This is a genomic window from Labilibaculum sp., from assembly GCF_963664555.1.
In the GTDB taxonomy this organism is placed as follows: Bacteria; Bacteroidota; Bacteroidia; order Bacteroidales; family Marinifilaceae; genus Labilibaculum.
This window is the reverse complement of record NZ_OY761461.1, coordinates 1,766,237-1,784,978: the sequence shown is the minus strand read 5'-3', so window position 1 is coordinate 1,784,978 and position 18,742 is coordinate 1,766,237. Positions and strand designations below refer to the sequence as shown.

12 protein-coding genes are annotated in these 18,742 nt (G+C 36.4%); 5 read left to right on the top strand and 7 right to left on the bottom strand.

Going from position 1 to position 18,742, the window contains the following annotated elements:
- Window positions 1-61 precede the first annotated feature (61 nt).
- On the top strand, window positions 62-2,071 hold the full coding sequence (uvrB, locus tag ACKU4N_RS06975) for an excinuclease ABC subunit UvrB (protein ID WP_321321910.1): 2,010 nt from the start codon (window positions 62-64) through the stop codon (window positions 2,069-2,071).
- Window positions 2,072-2,127: 56 nt separating this feature from the next.
- Here uvrB and ACKU4N_RS06970 read toward each other — a convergent pair whose 3' ends face one another.
- Both ACKU4N_RS06970 and ACKU4N_RS06965 read right to left on the bottom strand, forming a co-directional pair.
- A complete protein-coding gene (locus ACKU4N_RS06970) occupies window positions 2,128-2,988 on the bottom strand; it encodes a sigma-70 family RNA polymerase sigma factor (protein WP_289530848.1) in 861 nt (286 codons plus the stop codon).
- A gap of 105 nt (window positions 2,989-3,093) precedes the next feature.
- Window positions 3,094-4,542, bottom strand: a complete 1,449-nt coding sequence (locus tag ACKU4N_RS06965) for a S1C family serine protease (protein WP_321321907.1) — start codon at window positions 4,540-4,542, stop codon at window positions 3,094-3,096.
- A 274-nt stretch (window positions 4,543-4,816) separates the two neighbouring features.
- On the opposite strand from ACKU4N_RS06965, the gene dapF reads away from it, so the two are divergent.
- A complete protein-coding gene (gene dapF / locus ACKU4N_RS06960; RefSeq protein WP_321321905.1) occupies window positions 4,817-5,602 on the top strand; it encodes a diaminopimelate epimerase in 786 nt (261 codons plus the stop codon).
- Between the two features lie 26 nt (window positions 5,603-5,628).
- Entirely contained in the window at window positions 5,629-8,445 is a 2,817-nt protein-coding gene (locus tag ACKU4N_RS06955) for a cache domain-containing protein (protein ID WP_321321903.1), read from the top strand.
- On the opposite strand, the gene ACKU4N_RS06950 is transcribed toward ACKU4N_RS06955, so the two are convergent.
- The 5 genes from ACKU4N_RS06950 to ACKU4N_RS06930 form a co-directional block, all read right to left on the bottom strand.
- Entirely contained in the window at window positions 8,442-9,008 is a 567-nt protein-coding gene (locus ACKU4N_RS06950; protein ID WP_321321902.1) for an LOG family protein, read from the bottom strand. The genes ACKU4N_RS06955 and ACKU4N_RS06950 overlap by 4 nt on opposite strands.
- 141 nt (window positions 9,009-9,149) lie before the next feature.
- Complete coding sequence (gene gyrB, locus ACKU4N_RS06945; protein ID WP_321321900.1) at window positions 9,150-11,111, bottom strand: DNA topoisomerase (ATP-hydrolyzing) subunit B; 1,962 nt, start codon at window positions 11,109-11,111, stop codon at window positions 9,150-9,152.
- A 348-nt stretch (window positions 11,112-11,459) separates the two neighbouring features.
- Window positions 11,460-11,960 (bottom strand): hypothetical protein, encoded by a 501-nt coding sequence (locus ACKU4N_RS06940; RefSeq protein ID WP_321321898.1) that lies wholly within the window; start codon window positions 11,958-11,960, stop codon window positions 11,460-11,462.
- A gap of 131 nt (window positions 11,961-12,091) precedes the next feature.
- Window positions 12,092-13,801 (bottom strand): TonB-dependent receptor, encoded by a 1,710-nt coding sequence (locus ACKU4N_RS06935; protein ID WP_321321895.1) that lies wholly within the window; start codon window positions 13,799-13,801, stop codon window positions 12,092-12,094.
- Window positions 13,802-13,822: 21 nt separating this feature from the next.
- Window positions 13,823-17,008: a tetratricopeptide repeat protein gene (locus tag ACKU4N_RS06930; RefSeq protein ID WP_321321893.1), complete on the bottom strand. Its 3,186-nt coding sequence runs from the start codon at window positions 17,006-17,008 to the stop codon at window positions 13,823-13,825.
- Between the two features lie 267 nt (window positions 17,009-17,275).
- On the opposite strand from ACKU4N_RS06930, the gene ACKU4N_RS06925 reads away from it, so the two are divergent.
- Window positions 17,276-17,989 carry a cell division ATP-binding protein FtsE gene (locus ACKU4N_RS06925; RefSeq protein ID WP_321321891.1) on the top strand — a complete coding sequence of 238 codons (714 nt, stop codon included), beginning with the start codon at window positions 17,276-17,278 and terminating at the stop codon, window positions 17,987-17,989.
- Between the two features lie 58 nt (window positions 17,990-18,047).
- Window positions 18,048-18,728 (top strand): rhomboid family intramembrane serine protease, encoded by a 681-nt coding sequence (locus tag ACKU4N_RS06920; protein ID WP_321321889.1) that lies wholly within the window; start codon window positions 18,048-18,050, stop codon window positions 18,726-18,728.
- Window positions 18,729-18,742: the final 14 nt, after the last annotated feature.

Genomic DNA, 18,742 nt, shown 5'->3' with positions numbered 1-18,742 from the left:
CAAGGTTCAAATTGTTTCTATATTTTAGCAATTCAGACATAGAACCATTCAAAAGTGTTGCATGAAATTTAAAATTGAATCAAAATTTAAACCAACAGGAGATCAGCCAAATGCCATTGAAGAATTATGCAAAGGCTTAAACGATGGAGCTCCTTATCAAACTCTGCTTGGAGTTACCGGTTCGGGTAAAACATTTACCATTGCCAATGTAATTGAGCAGGTACAGCGCCCTACTTTGGTTTTAAGTCACAATAAAACTCTTGCTGCACAATTGTACGGTGAATTCAAAACGTTCTTCCCTAACAATGCCGTTGAATATTTCGTTTCCTATTACGATTACTATCAGCCGGAAGCATATCTGCCGGTAACGGGCACCTATATAGAGAAAGACTTATCTATTAACGATGAAATTGAAAAACTGAGACTAAGTGCTTCCTCTGCCCTTCTGTCCGGAAGAAAGGATGTGATTGTGGTTTCATCGGTTTCCTGCATTTACGGTATTGGAAACCCTGAAGATTTTCATGCCAATGTCACCGAAATTAAAAAAGGGCAATTAATTTCCCGCAACAAGCTTCTTCATTCCTTTGTTGATGCTTTGTACTCAAGAAATGAAATAGAGTTCGATCGGGGAACTTTTCGGGTAAAAGGAGATACAATTGATATTTATCCAGCTTACGCTGATTTTGCTTACCGCATTATATTCTGGGATGATGAAATTGAAGAAATTTACTCGTTCGACCCAATCAGCGGAGCTAAATTGGATCACTATGACAGAATAACAATTTATCCTGCAAATATATTTGTTACCAGTAAAGACAGAGTCCAAAAAGCCATTCATCAAATCCAGGATGATATGGTTGCTCAGGTTGCCTTCTTAAAGGATATCGGAAAACACCTGGAAGCAAAGCGTTTGGAAGAAAAGGTCAATTTTGATTTAGAGATGATCCGAGAATTGGGACACTGTTCAGGAATTGAAAATTACTCACGGTATTTTGATGGAAGAGCAGCAGGAACCCGCCCATTCTGCCTTATGGATTACTTCCCGGATGACTTTTTGGTGGTTATTGATGAGAGTCATGTTACCATTCCGCAGATTCGTGCCATGTATGGTGGAGATCACTCCCGAAAAATAAATTTGGTTGATTATGGATTCCGCTTGCCTTCGGCACTGGATAACCGACCATTAAAATTCGAAGAATTCGAACAGATTGCCAAACAAACAATCCACGTAAGTGCGACACCTGCCGATTACGAATTGGAAAAATGCGAAGGCGTTGTTGTAGAGCAAGTAATCAGACCAACCGGATTACTTGATCCGCAAATAGAAGTTCGCCCAAGCCTTAACCAAATAGACAATTTAATTGCTGAAATCGACAAACGCACACAAATCAGCGAACGTGTTTTGGTTACCACGCTCACCAAACGAATGGCGGAAGAATTATCGGAATATTTCACCAATTTAAATATTCGTTGCCGGTACATTCATTCCGATGTTACTACATTAGATCGGGTAAAAATAATGGAAGATCTAAGAAATGGAGTTTTTGACGTTTTGATTGGTGTGAACTTATTACGTGAAGGATTGGATCTTCCGGAAGTATCTCTCGTTGCAATTTTAGATGCCGACAAGGAAGGATTTTTGAGATCCACCAGGTCATTAACACAAACCTCGGGAAGAGCTGCCCGTAATGTGAATGGCAAAGTAATCATGTATGCCGATAAAATTACACAATCCATGCAGGAAACAATCGATGCAACAGATCATAGAAGAGAAAAACAATTGGCTTATAATACCAAAAACGGCATTATACCAACACAAATTACCCGTTCAAAAGCAAGCATGATGAATCATGGCAAAGACAATGAGCCTGTCGCTTATTCCGGTCCGGATTCAATTGAAATTGCTGCTGATCCGGTTGTTCAATACATGAGTAAAAGTAGTTTGGAAAAAACCATTGAACAAACCAAAAAAGCAATGCAAAAAGCAGCTAAGGAGATGGACTTTTTACAAGCCGCTCAATATCGCGATGAAATGTATAAACTTGAAGAGCAGTTAAAAGAAAAGAAATAAAAAAAAAAAAGCAGTTTCGAAAGAAACTGCTTTTTACATATCGTAAATGGAATGTTTTATCCCAAATAAGTTTTCAGTAATTTACTTCTGGAAGTATGACGTAAACGACGAATCGCTTTTTCTTTAATCTGACGAACACGCTCACGTGTCAAGCCAAATTTTTCACCAATTTCTTCCAAAGTCATTTCCTGAATACCAATACCAAAGAAAAGTTTGATAATGTCACTCTCTCTTTCAGTAAGAGTAGCTAGTGCACGATCAATTTCTTTAGTAAGAGATTCATTCAAAAGATTTCTATCGGCTATTGGAGAATCATCATTCACCAATACATCCAACAGACTGTTATCTTCCCCGTCAACAAACGGAGCATCAACAGAAATGTGACGACCGGAAACACGAAGTGTATCCGCTACTTTATCTGCAGGTAACTCTAAAGATTCAGCTAACTCCTCAGGAGATGGCTTTCTCTCGTGCTCTTGTTCAAATTTAGAAAAAGCTTTGTTAATTTTATTCAAAGAACCAACTTGATTCAATGGCAAACGAACAATTCTTGATTGCTCAGCTAAAGCCTGAAGAATAGATTGACGGATCCACCAAACGGCATACGAGATGAATTTGAATCCTCGTGTCTCATCAAACTTTTCAGCAGCTTTAATCAAACCTAAATTACCTTCGTTAATAAGATCTGGCAGACTTAACCCTTGATTTTGATACTGTTTCGCCACAGAAACAACAAAACGTAAGTTAGCTCTTGTTAATTTCTCCAAAGCTCTTTGGTCGCCTTTTTTTATTCGCTGCGCCAATTCAACTTCTTCCTCTACCGTAATAAGATCTTCTTTACCAATTTCCTGTAAATACTTATCTAAGGAAGCACTTTCACGATTGGTAATTGATTTGGTTATCTTTAATTGTCTCATAGTCCCTTTTCATCGAAATATTTTGCAAAATTAGACTTTTAAATATTCAAAGTCAAAATTAATTGCTCTTTTATTCGAATTATTATTATTTTCCCATTTAATTTCCTAATCTTTATCATTTAACGAAAACGCGTAATACTTAACGCTTCCATCCGGATAAATCCCGGAGATAAATACACCTCCATCTTTCACATTCTGAAGCGCATCTTTAATATCATCGACCTTAAAAATTGGCGTTTCGTTAATTTTATAAATAATAAAACCTTCCTTAATCTCCTCGTCCTTAAACTTTCCTTCACGCAGATTCTTTATCCTCACTCCTCTGTTTATTTGAAGACGATACTTCTCCTGTGTTGATATTGGCTCAAATTCGGCTCCAAGAAAAGCCAGATCTTTAGATTTAATTACATTGGTATTTCCTAGTCTGTTACGTAAGACTACCTCAATTTGTTTCTTTTCCTCTTCTCTTTTTATTAAAACCTTAATTTTATCACCAGGATGGAACTTGCTGACCTGCTCTTGAAGTTCAGCACTAGAATTTACAACTTTACCTTCTATATTCAATATAATATCTCCTTTTTTAATTCCGGCATCCTCGGCGGCTCCATCTTCATTTATACCCGCAACATATACTCCTTCAATTTTATCAATTTTAAATTCATCAGCTAAATTTGCATCAACCGTTCGAATAGACACACCAATAAACGCTCTTTGTACCTCTCCGTATTTTTTCAAATCACCAATTACTTTTTCGACAATAGCAACCGGAATGGCAAAAGAATAACCCGAATATGAACCCGTTCTGGATTCTATGGCAGTGTTAATTCCAATTAACCGACCTTTGGTATCAACCAAAGCTCCACCACTATTCCCCGGATTAACGGCAGCATCTGTTTGCAGGAATGACTCAATACTCATTCTATTTCCGTTTAAACCAAGATTTCGTGCCTTTGCACTAATAATACCCGCTGTTACAGTAGAGGTCAGATTAAAAGGATTGCCTACAGCAAGAACCCACTCTCCAAGTTTTATGTCATCTGAATTCCCAAAATCCATTTTTGGAAGGTCTTTTTCATTTATTTTAATTAAAGCCAAATCTGTATAGGGATCATTGCCAACCAATTTTCCTTCGTATTCTCTTTTGTCGTACAGTACAATATTTATCAAATTTGATCCCTGCACAACATGGTTATTAGTTACAATATATCCATCATCAGAAATAATCACTCCGGAACCAGATCCTAAACTAGCTCTTGGCTGCTGACTTCTACCTTTCTCTCCAAATAAAAAATCATAAAAGGGATTGGATTGATATTCCTCATTTGAATAAAGTGTTTTTACATGAACAACCGATTTTACAGACATTTCTGCAGCGTATGTTAAATCAACCTGAGGCACATTCCCAACCGAATGATTTGCAAGCTGTGTCGTTCGAACTTCCGGAACTGTAATGATTCTTTCTTTTTTATCAGCAAATAACACAAATAATAAAATGGCAATTGTTCCACCTAAAATGGCAATTGCTAATTTTCCCAAAAACAATTTTAATTTCATCTGAAAAAACTTTATTAATTAATAATTCTATAATGTCTGTTTGAAATCAAACAGGATGCTTTCCTACTATTCGAATAAAAAGAAAAGCGAATGTTACTTTCTATATCTAAAATAAAAATCAAATTATTTCATGGATCAAATAATTTTGATTTTCTTGAGTGACAAAATAACAAGTGCCAATAAGATTATTACATTTATAAAACAATTTTAACGATATAACTTAACAAGTGTTTATAATTTATTGGTATTTAACACTTCTTAACAAGATTTAAAAATGAAAGTTGAATTTTCAAAATATCAGGGAACCGGGAATGATTTTATTTTAATTGACAATAGAAGCGGTAGAATTGCTCCGGATAACTTCTTATTAATTAAAAAACTTTGCGACAGAAGATTTGGTATTGGTGGCGATGGATTAATGTTACTTGAAAATGAAGACGGATTCGACTTTCGAATGAGATACTACAACTCGGATGGAAAAGAAGGCAGCATGTGTGGAAATGGTGGTCGTTGTATTGTTGCTTTTGCTTATCATTTAGGGCTGGTCTCAGAAAAAGCAAAATTCATTGCTGTTGATGGAGAACATGAAGCTAAGATAAACAATACTGAAGATGGTATTCAGGTTAGCTTAAAAATGATTGATGTTTGTGATATTGAAATGGGTGAAGATTTTTATTTTTTAAATACTGGATCACCTCATTTTGTAAGATTCATATCCAATCATGAAAGTTTCGACACTTTTACTGAAGGAAAAAAAATACGCTACAACAATAGGTTTGCCGAAAAAGGCACAAATGTGAATTTTGTATCATTTCAAGATCAAGACCTTACTGTCAGCACTTACGAAAGAGGTGTTGAAGATGAAACCTATTCTTGCGGAACAGGAGTTGTTGCATCGGCTATAAGTGCCAGTTTTAAAACGGGCAGCAACAAATTTAAGATTAAGACAAAAGGTGGTTTTCTCGAAGTTCATTTCAAAAAAATAAGTAACAAACAAATTAAAGATATTTGGCTAATAGGGCCTGCAACACATGTTTTTAATGGCACTCTCACAACATAATAATTGAATTCTATTTCCACCTTAATATGAAATTCATTCTGGCTAAAATCATTGAAGACAAAAGTATTTCTAAAGTATTCTTGGTTTCACTTCTCGCTACTTCTTTTCTCCTGGTTTCCATTCTTGGGATTTTTTGGGTTCAACAAGCAAGGCAAAAATTTAAGCAAGAATCCAAACAAATTCAGGACGACTTTTTTAAAATACAAGAAAAAACCCTTCAACACGAAACGCAAACTCTTATAAATTATATTGAAAACGAGAGAGTGCAAACCAGAAATACACTAAAGAAGGACATTAGCAGCAGAGTTTACGAAGCACACTCCATTGCAACAAACATATACAACAGCTGTAAAAACAATCTTACCGAAGATCAGATAAAGAAACTTATTACTGATGCTTTACGCACTGTTCGCTTTAATGACGGAAGTGGTTTTTTCTATATAAACAGCCTGGCGGGAATTGTGGAAATGGATCCGGAAAACCCAAAATGGGAAGGACAAAACAAACTATCCCTTAAAGATGTTTTTGGCGTTCCGATTATTAAAAATGAAATCGAAATTGCAGTAAATCAAGGAGAGGGTTACTCAAACTATTCCTGGCAAAAAGAAGAAGGACAAAAGATAGATCCTAAAATATCCTTTGTTAAAATATTCAAGCCATATAATTGGTACATCGGATGTACTCAATATGTAGAAAACTACCAATTGAAAATTCAAAATAAAATTCTGGACAAAATCACAGAAATGCGATTTGATGAAAGCTTTACAATTGCAGTATTTAATTTTAACGGAACTTGTTTAGCACATACACAAAAAGATCTTATTGGTCAAAACCTTTGGAATAAAAAGGACAGAAATGGCAAAAAGATAGTTCAGGAGCTGATTACAAGAGGAACAGATAAAGACGGTGGATTCGTGAGATATATGGATCCATACAAAGAAGGCAGTCGGGAATCCATTGCTAAACTAATTTATGCAAAAACCTATAAAGATTGGCAGTGGGTAATTGGGAGCGGTGTTCACATTAGCCAACTTACAGAATCAATTCAGAATAAAAAGGATGAGCTGAAAGTTCTTGTAAATGGGTATTTTATCAAAGCAGGCTTAATCTTTTTACTAACAATTTTCATTATTATTACGTTCACACGATTTATGGTGAAAATCAGCAAATCAGGATTAGAGATTCTAACTCAATTTTACAAGAATGCAGCGAGCGATTCGCATATAATTGACATATCTAAACTGCATTTTAAAGAATTTAAAATTCTTGGTGAACATGCCAATGAGATGATTCTTAAAAGAAAATCAATTGAACACCAACTCAATATTGAAACTGCCTACTTTGAACAACTTTTCGAAAATTCTCCGGAAGCGATCGCAATTACAGACAACGAGAGTAATGGCATAAAAATCAACAAACAATTTACAAGTTTGTTTGGTTACACCAAAGAAGATTTAAAAGGAGTGGTAATAGATACCTTGCTTGCAGATGAAACAAGACAAGATGAAGCCAATAATTTAAATTACATCACAGCCAAAGGCCAGCTGGTAGAAATTGAGACTGTCCGAAAATGTAAGGATGGCAGGCTAATTGACGTTTCTATTATGGGAAATCCAATTGAAGTCGATGGTGAGCAAATTGCAATTTTCGGTATTTACCGAGACATTACGGAGAGAAAAATATATGAAAAACACTTAACCGAAGCGAAAAACAAAGCAGAGGAATCTGATAAATTAAAGTCAGCTTTTCTTGCGAATATGTCTCATGAAATAAGAACTCCAATGAATCATATTCTTGGATTTACCGAGATTATTACATCTCAAGAAGTTAACGAAAGCGAACGACTGGAATACGGAGCTCTAATAAAACAAAGTGGTATCAATTTACTGCAGCTCATTAACAACATAATTGATTTGTCAAAAATAGAGTGTAAACAAATAAAACTTACCTCTTTTGAAACTCCTGTTAATTCATTACTTTCCGAATTATATGAAAAGTATTACATTCACAAAAACAAGAATAAAAAATCCCATCTTATACTTAAAATTCAAAAGACCCTAAACGATAAAGACTCTATCATTTATACCGACCCTTATCGGTTAGAGCAATTACTATCAAACTTAATCGAAAACGCAATCAAATTTACCGACAATGGGTTTATTGAGTTTGGTTATCATCTTAAAGAAAAAAACAAGATCGAATTCTTTGTAAAAGATACCGGCATTGGAATCCCTGAACAATCAATTGGAAATATCTTTCGCAGCTTCAGGCAAATGGATGGATCTGACACCAGACAGTATGGCGGAACGGGTCTGGGCTTAACCATTTCGAACCGGTTAGCTGAACTACTTGGCGGAGATATAAGAGTTGAGTCGAAAGAGAATGCCGGAACATGTTTTTTTGTCACCCTTCCCTACAACAGAGAAAAACTGAAGATTAAAAAATCAGCAATTTATGAAAAAACAGATTACAACTGGAAAGGAAAGAGCATTCTTATTGTAGATGATGAGAAGATTAATTTCTCCTTCTTTAAAGCAAGTCTGGCAAATACCAAGGCAGAAATACTTTGGGCGACAAATGGAAGTGAAGCAGTAACAATATGCCAATCAATTGCTATTGATCTTGTGCTAATGGACATACAAATGCCAATCATGAACGGTTACGATGCAACAAAAGAAATAAAATCCTTCAATTCACAGATTCCAATTATTGGTCAAACTGCTTACTTTCAAAAAGAATACAAACAAAAAGTAATGGCGGCCGGTTGCGATGACTACCTCTCAAAACCAATTAAGACAGCAAAATTACTGGATTCTATTGAAAAACAGTTTCTGAAAAATTAATCCCATTTTGTCTTTAACTGTCCTTTTTTATAGTTCTGAATGTATTTCACAGCACTATCATAACTATTTACAAATAAATAATAGTCCCGGTAATCCTCTTTTGCAAAATTCTCCTGATAAGAAAATTCAAATTGGGCTTTTAAGAAATCATAAAACCCACCGGTATTAATGAACACAATTGGTAAGTTATGATACCCCAACTGTTTCAAAGTTATTACTTCCAGAATCTCTTCGAGCGTACCGAAACCTCCCGGCAAAGCTATAAATGCATCTGATTTCTCACGCAGAATTTTTTTCCGTTCCGACATGTCAGGAGTGATGACTAATTCATCCAAAAAATCAGCCGATATTCCATAATCATTAATCAGCTTTGGCACTACGCCAATCACCTTTCCTCCAGCCTCTTTAACCGAAACTGCAACCTGATTCATAAGCCCCACGTTTGTTCCCCCGTAAACCAAATTGTATCCTGATTCACCAATTGATGTTCCAAGGTTTTTAGCTTCCAGAAAATACTTTTCATCCACAGAATTACTGGAAGAACAAAACACACAAATATTCATATTTTCAACATTTAAAATTTACGTAGGGTAAATTATTAATTTTGTTTTACACAACAAATAAAAACCACAAAATTGATGATTTGATAATAAAAAAGCCCTTGAGAAACAAACTCAAGGGCTTAATATATTGTATTTTACTGTTTATGCATCAATATTGGCATAAGTTGCATTCTTCTCAATAAATTCTCTTCTTGGAGGAACCTCATCACCCATCAACATAGAAAACACATGATCAGCCTCAGCTGCATTTTCAATTGTTATCTGGCGTAATGTTCTCACTTCCGGATCCATGGTTGTCGACCACAATTGTTCGGCACTCATCTCTCCAAGACCTTTGTAACGCTGAATGTGCAAAGAAGATTCTTTTCCACCACCCCATTCTTCAATTAAGCGCAAACGCTGATCTTCATTCCAACAATACTGTTCATTCTTACCTTTTTTAATCAAATACAATGGAGGTGTTGCAATATATAGGTAACCACTTTCGATTAATGATTTCATGTATCTGAAAAAGAAAGTCATAATAAGAGTTGCGATGTGACTACCATCAACATCCGCATCACACATGATTACAATCTTGTGGTAACGAATTTTCTCAACATTTGCAGCTTTGCTATCCTCTTCGGTTCCAATTGTAACCCCTAAGGCAGTAAATATATTCTTGATTTCTTCACTTTCGAAAACCTTGTGCTGCATGGCTTTCTCAACATTCAAAATCTTACCTTTTAACGGAAGAATTGCTTGAAATTTACGATCTCTGCCTTGCTTGGCTGTTCCACCCGCCGAATCTCCCTCGACAAGGAATACTTCACAGTTTACAGGATCCTTATCTGAACAGTCGGATAACTTACCAGGCAGTCCGGAGCCACCTAAAATTGTTTTTCTCTGAACTAATTCACGGGCCTTTCTAGCGGCATGACGAGCTGTAGCCGCCATTATCACCTTCTGTACAATAGTTCTGGCATCTTTTGGATGTTCCTCCAAATAATTAGCCAGCATTGTGCTTACAGCCTGATCAACAGCAATACTTACTTCTGAGTTTCCTAATTTTGTTTTGGTTTGTCCTTCGAACTGCGGCTCTGCAACTTTCACAGAAACAACAGCTGTTAAACCTTCACGAAAATCATCACCACTAATGTCAAATTTCAATTTTGACAACATTCCTGATTTATCAGCAAATGTTTTTAATGTTCTGGTTAATCCACGACGGAAACCTGTTAGATGAGTTCCCCCTTCTATTGTATTAATATTATTCACATAAGAGTGAATATTCTCGGAATAAGAAGAATTGTATTGAAGTGCAATTTCTACAGGAACCTCATTCTTGTCTATCGAAACATGAATCGTTTCCTCGATTAACCGTTCTCTTGTACTATCAAGATATTCAACAAATTCTTTTAATCCTTCTTTTGAATAAAAGGTCTCGAAACGTGGCTCTCCATTCTCATCAAGATCTCTTTTATCTGTAAGATTCAAACGAATCTCTTTATTCAAAAAGGCCAATTCTCTTAAACGCGCAGCTAAAATATCGTATTTATATTCAGTTACAAGAAAAATTGAATCATCCGGCTTAAAAGTAATATAAGTTCCTGTCAAATCAGATTCACCTATTGTTTCTATTGGCGCCAACGGCACCCCTTTTGAATACTCCTGACGATATATTTTTCCGTCACGATGGATTTCCGCACTTAAAAGTATTGACAATGCATTAACACAAGAAACACCAACACCGTGCAAACCTCCTGATACCTTATAAGAATCCTTATCGAATTTACCACCGGCATGCAAAACAGTCATTACTACTTCAAGTGCTGATTTATTTTCCTTTACATGCAGTTCTGTAGGAATACCACGACCATCATCCTTAACGGTAACTGAATTGTCCTCGTTAATAAAAACATCGATATTTTTACAATATCCACCTAAGGCCTCATCAATCGAGTTATCTACAACCTCATACACCAAATGGTGCAAACCTTTAATATTTACGTCACCAATGTACATAGAAGGGCGTTTGCGAACCGCTTCCAATCCTTCTAATACCTGAATACTATCAGCAGAATATTCATTATTCCCGTTTGGTTTCTTTTCTAAATCACTCATTTATCAGATCTTTAGTTGTCAATCAAATTATTCCATCAATAAATCCGTATGATTATTGATCAAATCATGATCTTATATTCTAATATTTTTTTTGTACAAAAATTAATTTATTCTCAGGAAAGTTTTTTTCTGACTAAACCGATAAAAACCGGCAGTGGAGAGAAAGACAAAATACACTTATTACCAACACGTTAACTCATCACTAAAACCTAAAAATAAAAGTAAAACAAAGATAGTAAAAATGATGAGTTTACCGGCTGTTTTATTTAGAAAAATCCTGCTTTTTAATAGTTTTTGACAAACTGTTTTTAAAAGCATTAATCAGGAGAGAAATGTGTCCGTTTATGTTTACAATTCCATAGAATTACTTCGGCGGGGCCTTTTCATTTTAAACCTAATAATAAAACTATTGATATCGGCTCCTACTTTAGTGCGTCCGTATTCGTGAAGTTCAAATACTGTTGTTACGTTTTTAAAATTTTTAGGCATTGCTTTCCACATCTTATAAAAAACAACCTGAACATTCTCCATATCGGCATTATCGAGTTTAATTTTAAGAACCTCCCTGTTTTTTGGCATTGCAAAAACACTAACTCCGTGTGAATCCCAATCAATTGATTCTTCAGCAACAAAAGCAAGATTAAGAGTATCTCTGGTGATATCGAACAAGTAGGTTACTCCCATTTCCTCCATCCCCATCTCCATTAAAATTTCGAGTGGCTTTTGGTCATTATTAACTGAAAGCTTCCACCGCTCCTCTTTTTGAGCACAAATCTCACTTACACATGAAAAGAGCATAATAGCGAGCGGAAGTATATATTTTAATTTACCAATCAATTTAGAGGACATAATTTCGATAGAAATTTAATAATACTATTAAAACTAGTAAAAAGTGCGCAAAAAACAATTTGCAAACATATGCAAATGCAAAAGGATGCTCTAAAAACAGAACATCCTTTTACAAATGCTTTTGACTTTATTTAAAATACGACTTTCACACCCAATAGCAAATTAAATCCCTGAGAAGGATACCCATCCCACTGATAGTATTTGTCGGCAAATAGATTGTTTGCTTTCCCAAAAGCCGTAAAATGCTTATTTAAACGATAGTTCGCACCAATATTCAGATCATACACGGCATCCAATGTTTTCACCTTAGATCCCAGAGAAACAGGTCTCTCGCCCAATATATTAACTCCTGCCTGAAAATCAAGATCACTTGTGAATGCATATGTGGCATTAACATTCATTTCAAATTCTGGTTTGTGCCAGGCCTCTGCCTGCTTATCAAGGGTATATTTGTTAAACCAGACTGCTGAATTCAGATCCAATTTATCGGTCCAACCTACGCTTACTTCAGCACCTAAACGCAGTAAACTAATATCATCGTAAACCACATCAAATTTATTTGAGTAAGTCGGGCCAAAGTAATCTGCATTTGCCGCACCGGCATTTCTTTGCATAAAGAAGTACTGATCATCAACAGAGCTGTATTCTGCAGATAATTTAAAAGATGAATTGGAAGACAAACTGCCTTTTACACCACCAAACAATTTGTATTTTTGATTGGAAGGTCTCACATTCAAACCTGAGTAAACGTATGGATTCTCAGCAATAATATCATTGTAATTGTTCATTTTTAAATCCCCGTCCAATCCGGCAAACAGGGTCATAATGCCTTCAATTGCTTCAAAATCGACAGCAATATCCGGATACAGTTTTGCTTCTGAATCGTCGCCCATGGCAAGAACGGTATTCAATCCCAATTTCAAATTCAAATTGCCGGTTTTAAGCGAATATTGAGGATTTAAGTTCCAAACGAGAGTATTCCTTTCAAACATGCGTCCCAACTCTTCCATACTGGTAATTCCGTCGGTTGCAAAATAATCAAAAGATGATTTCAAACTCCAAAAACCATCACCACGACGAATTTTAGCCTCGGCACTAATCAATACATCATTCTCTGTAACGTAGATATCATCCGTAAAGTGCTCGTATTGCAAACCAACACCAAAATTCAACTTCTCTTCATCTTTAAAGGCAGTAAGAAACTCTGCATTCAATCCAAAACGATTTTGAACCTGCTCAGTATATGGAAATAAATCCACATAATTTGCCGCAACATCATCTTCTGCCGGAAATCCGAAAAAATCATATCCTTTGTGCTCGTAATACACCTTTCCTGAAATCTTTCCCTCATCCAAATACACACTGCCATATACTTCAGCCAATTGTTCTTTCCAATCGGGCTTTGCTTTCCGACCATTTTCCAACTCCAATTTTCCGTTGGTGGAATAATGACGAATATGAATTCCAAAATCGCTTATTTTCGAGCGTTGGTTATTGAAACGATAATCCCCGAAAAGGGTTGAATAATTACCCCCTGCAAGAGTTAAGGCATGACTGTTAATTGATTGCAATGGCTCACCAACAATTCGTGCTGCCGGAATTAAAGCAGGAGAAAATCCTACGGCCAAAGGTTTTGTTTGTATAAAATAGGAAAACGAAGGAGTAAAGGTTGCTGTATCCTGAACCACCGGCAACTCACCAATTCGCTTTGATTTATTTATTTTTGGCTGGTAAGCGGTTTTCACCTTCACTTCTTTATTTAAATCTCTTTCTTCCTGCGCATAAGAAACTGAACAAGCCAAACTGGCTATCGCCACAGTGAATATGATTTTTTTGAACATTTCTTTTTTATTAGTGGTTAATTACTTAATATCTAATCTATTTAACATCTTCTCTAACATGATTCTCTCCTCATTTAATTTAAGAGAATCTGTTTTTACAGAAGATTTTTCAAATAACTTATTGCTTTCGGTACTGTCGGCTCCTTCGAACTGAACTTTCACTTCATTATTGGTTATTTTCTCTTCGGCCTTTTTCTCACTGGCTAAAAGAACATCCAGTTTCGCCTGAGCTCTTTCAATAATCCCATCGTTCTTTACCGCATAATTATCAACAATACTTTGCAGGGTATATCGAGCCTGAAATGGATCATTCTTCTTCATAAAAACATCCGACAGTAAAAGAAAACTTTCTGCCAGCCAGTAATGATGCGGAGAATTCATTTCGATGAAGTCATTGATTTCTTTTTCGGCCAAATCGTACTGAGCATTTTCCAAATATATTTTAGCCAAAAGGTATTTAGCCTCGGCACCTTCGGCTGTTTGTGTTTCTTTGGCCAATTCTTTAAAATCACCCGATGCAGCTGTGGCATTCGCCAAATTCAAATAAGATTTGCCTCGTTTGTACTTCGCTTCCCGAATCAATTCTTCCTTCGATTTGGCTGCCTCGAGCACATCGTTCGCAGCCTGAATGGTATTCTCATACTCCTTTAAACTATACACCGATCGCATGTAACCCACTTTAGCCAATTTCACATTCTCAGGAATCTCAGCCATTTGTGTCAATCTCGAAAACTGCTTCTTCGCCTGAGCGTAATTCTTATTTCTGTAATTTAATTGCGATGAAGCCAGCAAAGCCCTCTCTGTAAACAAGTTGTTTGGACGACTCAGTACCTGTTCGAATCCGGCAAGTGCCTCATCGAACTTTTGCTGATTTAAAGCTGCATCTGCCTTATAGAACTGAGCATTTAACCGAAACATTCCATTGGGAAAACTGGATAAATACTCCCCCAAAGCATTTGTTCCTCTCTCTGTTTCGCCTGACATGTACAACCGCTCGGCTGAAATATACGAAAGAGAATCTTTTTCTGAACTTCGAATTGTTCCTCCTCCTTTAAACGACTCTGCAAAAGCAAAATAATCGTTCACACTATTCATATCAACATAAACATTCTTTAATCCGATAAAAGCACTTTTCTTTTCTTCGCTTTGCGGATAATTTAAAACCACCTCTTTGTAAGAGCTGATGGCTTTTTGGTATTCTTTTGCATTATAATGCAGCTGTCCTAACTGCAGCAATGATTTAGGAGCATAACTGCTATTGGGAAATTTGCCTGCCAATTCTTTATAAATAGATACGGCCGTGGCCTGATCGTTCAACTTGACTTTTGCATTGGCCAATTCGAACAATGCATCATCTAAATATTCCGAATCGGGATAAGAAGTGCGTATCTGCTCCAGCAATTGTGCTTTTTCGTTTGTGTTGCCCAGTAATCCAACCGAAAGAGCTTGCTGATACAATGCATAATCTGTATCCCATTTGTTGGCAATTGCTGATTTTTGGTAATACTCCGATGCATTTTTATAATCCCTGTTCAAAAAGAAACAATCGCCAATGCGGTTGCAGGCATCCGAAACAAAAGTGCTTTTTTCGTCGGATTGATTAATAAACCTGCGAAACCAATCGGAAGCTTCGTTGTAGTTATCCTGCTCGAAATAAGCATATGCAATATTGTAATAGGCACGCTCGAAATATTCCGAAGAACCGGAACCCGGCGACACTAAAAACTCGTTGTAAAGACTCGTTGCTTTATCAAATTCACCCATTCTGTAGTAAGCTTCCGCTTTCCAGTAAGTACATTCGGCAGTAATCTGAGAATTATAAATTTTGTATTGCAAAGCCGCATTAAAAGATTCAATTGCCTTGCTGTAATTCAACTGCTTCATCAACTCTAAACCACGCAGCCTGGAAACTCTTTGGTAGGCCCTTTTAATCTCCTGAGTTTTGTTTGCAATTTTATCCATAGAAAGTAACGCATCGCCATAATTCTTAGTGGTCATGTACACTTTCACCAGGTAATCGTAAGCTTCATCATTACGATCAGAGTCCGGATAGTTCTGCAAATATTCATCAAAAGCCTTTATGGTCTCGTTAAAAGGCGAATAAGAAAGCTCGTAGGTCAATTTTGCAAAATTAAACAAAGCATCCTGCTGCATATTTTTATCAAAATCCATTCGGGCAGTAGTTGCAAAAGCAACTTTAGCTCCTTGTTTATCTCCCAATTGCAGAGAACAATCTGCCAGACAATAATTGGCAACCATCAGCAACTCATCATTTTCGCCGCCAACTCTCTCAAATTGCTCAACTGCTTCCCCATATTTCTTTTGTTTGTAAAGACAATATCCGTAAGCAAACCTGTCCTCACGCGAAAAGCTTTTCTTTCCTTTATCCAGAAATGGAATTGCCTTTTGGTATTCTTTTAACTGGTAATGAGAAAGTCCGATCATCTTCGCAATTTCGTCGCTTCGTGTTACCGAGGCATCATCTAAAAATTGCGGAGCATATTCAATTACCTTCGCATATTTCTCCTGCAGGTAATAAATTTGCGTGATGTAGTAAGGAACAATCGGCTGAAAGGTTTTATTCTTAATCAGCTTTTCGAACCCATTCAGTGCAGTTTGATAATTCCCGTTTAAATAGGCAATGTGAGCATAGTAGTAATTTGCCGGAGCATTATATTCTCCCGACACTTCGATAATATCGAAAAAGAATTGTCTGGCCTCTTCATATTTCTTTTCTACAAAATAAGAATAGCCCATTTTAAACTGATATTCGGTTCGCTGATCAGAATTTAAAGCATAAACATCAACCTTTTTAAACCATTCCAAAGCATCCTTGTATTTCTTACTTCGATACTGCTGCCTTCCCAACTGAAAATAAGCAGCCTGTTTTAAATTACTCTCCGGATGCTTCTGAATAAAAGATTTCATTTCCTCTTCGGCCTCCGGACGAAAAAGTTCGATGGAACACCAGGCCATATAAAAAACAGCTTTGGTGGCTCGATCGGAATAAGCATCCTTCTCCATTTGAATAAAATCGGCGAATTCGTGTCTGGCTCCGCCATAATTTTTGTTTTGGAACATTTCCATGGCCGATTGCCAAACTTGATTACTGCTTTTAAGGGGTAATGATTTTTGGGCCTGAACTGTAAATCCCAAACATAAAAAAAACAGGAAAATCAAAATCCACAAACTATATTTATTTCTCATATCTTCGTTGCGTGTGTAGGTATAACAAGTTAAAAAAACGTTGAATATCCAAGCCTTTCAGTGGCTGATTTCCGAATCAGATTCAACTCATAAAATCAGGCCTAAAGGTATAAATAATCTGTAAGCTTATCGTATTTCAAACGGTGGAAAGAAAGAAAAATTGCACTCTGTTTTGATAAAGAAAAGAGGAATAAAAAACCTTCTGCCGAAATAATTTTTTAGATTTGTATGTCAACACACAATTTGAATTCTAAAAAAACAAAATACATGTCCGAATCTCCTATCATTGAACTTAAAAATGCAGTTATCCGCCAGGCAGATAATATTATTCTAACAGACGTTAGTTTGGAAATTGAAAAAGGAGAATTTGTTTACATCATAGGAAAAGTGGGCAGCGGCAAAACCAGTTTAATGAAAACCTTATACGCCGATCTGCCAATAAAAGAAGGAGGTGGTTCGGTTGCCGGATTTTATCTTCCCATCATCAAAACAAAACAAGTTCCTTTTTTAAGACGAAAAATTGGTATCGTATTTCAGGATTTTCAATTGTTAACCGATCGTAATGTTCATTCTAATCTGGAATTTGTTTTGAAAGCTACCGGCTGGAAAAACAAAAAAGAGATTGACCATAGAATAGAGGAAGTTTTGAGCAAAGTAAAAATGGGCAAGAAAGGATATAAAATGCCGCATGAGCTTTCGGGAGGAGAACAGCAGCGAATCGTTATTGCCCGCGCCTTACTCAACTCTCCGGATATTATTTTAGCCGATGAGCCAACTGGTAATCTTGACCCCGAAACATCGGATGAATTGGCTGAATTGCTTATGGATATCAGTAAAAACGGGCGGACTATTGTGATGGCAACACATCAGCACGATTTGCTGAAAAAATTTCCTGCCCGTACGCTGGAATGCATCAACGGAAAAGTTGTTGAAATTTCGAATCCAAAAACCGATGAAGAAATAGAGATTGAATTGGATTAAAACATCAGAAAACACCCCAAACCCCTAAAGGGGCTTCACTACTTATAAGTGCGGAATTTTGCGAGAAACCAGACCATACAATAAGGATTTTGAAAAATTAAGGCTAAAGCACAGTTTGATTTTTCCGCTCGCTTTTGTTTTTTTGATTTGGGCTGTTAAAATATTTGAATGGGGACTTGACCTTAATTTGTATTATCTGGGAATTTTCCCTTTGCACGCAAAAGGTTTATTGGGGATTCTCACCAGTCCGTTAATTCATAAGGATTTTAGTCATTTAATGGCCAACACAATTCCCTTTTTTGTTTTAAGTTGGGGCATCTTCTATTTCTATCGTCCGCTTTCGTACCAGATATTTATACTGTGTTATCTTACAACAAACATTCTGGTTTGGCTGGGCGCACGCGAAGCCTATCATATTGGTGCCAGCGGATTGGTTTACGCTTTTGCATCTTTCCTGTTTTTTAGCGGAATTATCCGCAATCACTATCGTTTAATTGCTATCTCTTTTATTGTGGCTTTTCTGTATGGCAGCTTATTTTGGGGCGTGTTCCCAATTCTAACTGATGTTTCGTGGGAAGGTCATTTGTTTGGTGGTTTCTCTGGAATGATTTACGCCTTGGCTTACCGAAACCAAGGGCCGAAAAAACCTGCAATTATTATTCCCGAAGATGATGACTCGATTCCTGAGGAAATTTGGAATTCGGAGAATTTTGAAGATAAGGAAGTGTTGAGGAAATGAGCAGTTAAAAAAAT

Excerpts from the sequence above, each read along its gene's own strand:
- uvrB (WP_321321910.1), top strand. The coding sequence starts at position 62 with ATGAAATTTAAAATTGAATCAAAATTTAAACCAACAGGAGATCAGCCA.
- ACKU4N_RS06970 (WP_289530848.1), bottom strand. The coding sequence starts at position 2,988 with ATGAGACAATTAAAGATAACCAAATCAATTACCAATCGTGAAAGTGCT.
- ACKU4N_RS06965 (WP_321321907.1), bottom strand. The coding sequence starts at position 4,542 with ATGAAATTAAAATTGTTTTTGGGAAAATTAGCAATTGCCATTTTAGGT.
- dapF (WP_321321905.1), top strand. The coding sequence starts at position 4,817 with ATGAAAGTTGAATTTTCAAAATATCAGGGAACCGGGAATGATTTTATT.
- ACKU4N_RS06955 (WP_321321903.1), top strand. The coding sequence starts at position 5,629 with ATGAAATTCATTCTGGCTAAAATCATTGAAGACAAAAGTATTTCTAAA.
- ACKU4N_RS06950 (WP_321321902.1), bottom strand. The coding sequence starts at position 9,008 with ATGAATATTTGTGTGTTTTGTTCTTCCAGTAATTCTGTGGATGAAAAG.
- gyrB (WP_321321900.1), bottom strand. The coding sequence starts at position 11,111 with ATGAGTGATTTAGAAAAGAAACCAAACGGGAATAATGAATATTCTGCT.
- ACKU4N_RS06940 (WP_321321898.1), bottom strand. The coding sequence starts at position 11,960 with ATGTCCTCTAAATTGATTGGTAAATTAAAATATATACTTCCGCTCGCT.
- ACKU4N_RS06935 (WP_321321895.1), bottom strand. The coding sequence starts at position 13,801 with ATGTTCAAAAAAATCATATTCACTGTGGCGATAGCCAGTTTGGCTTGT.
- ACKU4N_RS06930 (WP_321321893.1), bottom strand. The coding sequence starts at position 17,008 with ATGAGAAATAAATATAGTTTGTGGATTTTGATTTTCCTGTTTTTTTTA.
- ACKU4N_RS06925 (WP_321321891.1), top strand. The coding sequence starts at position 17,276 with ATGTCCGAATCTCCTATCATTGAACTTAAAAATGCAGTTATCCGCCAG.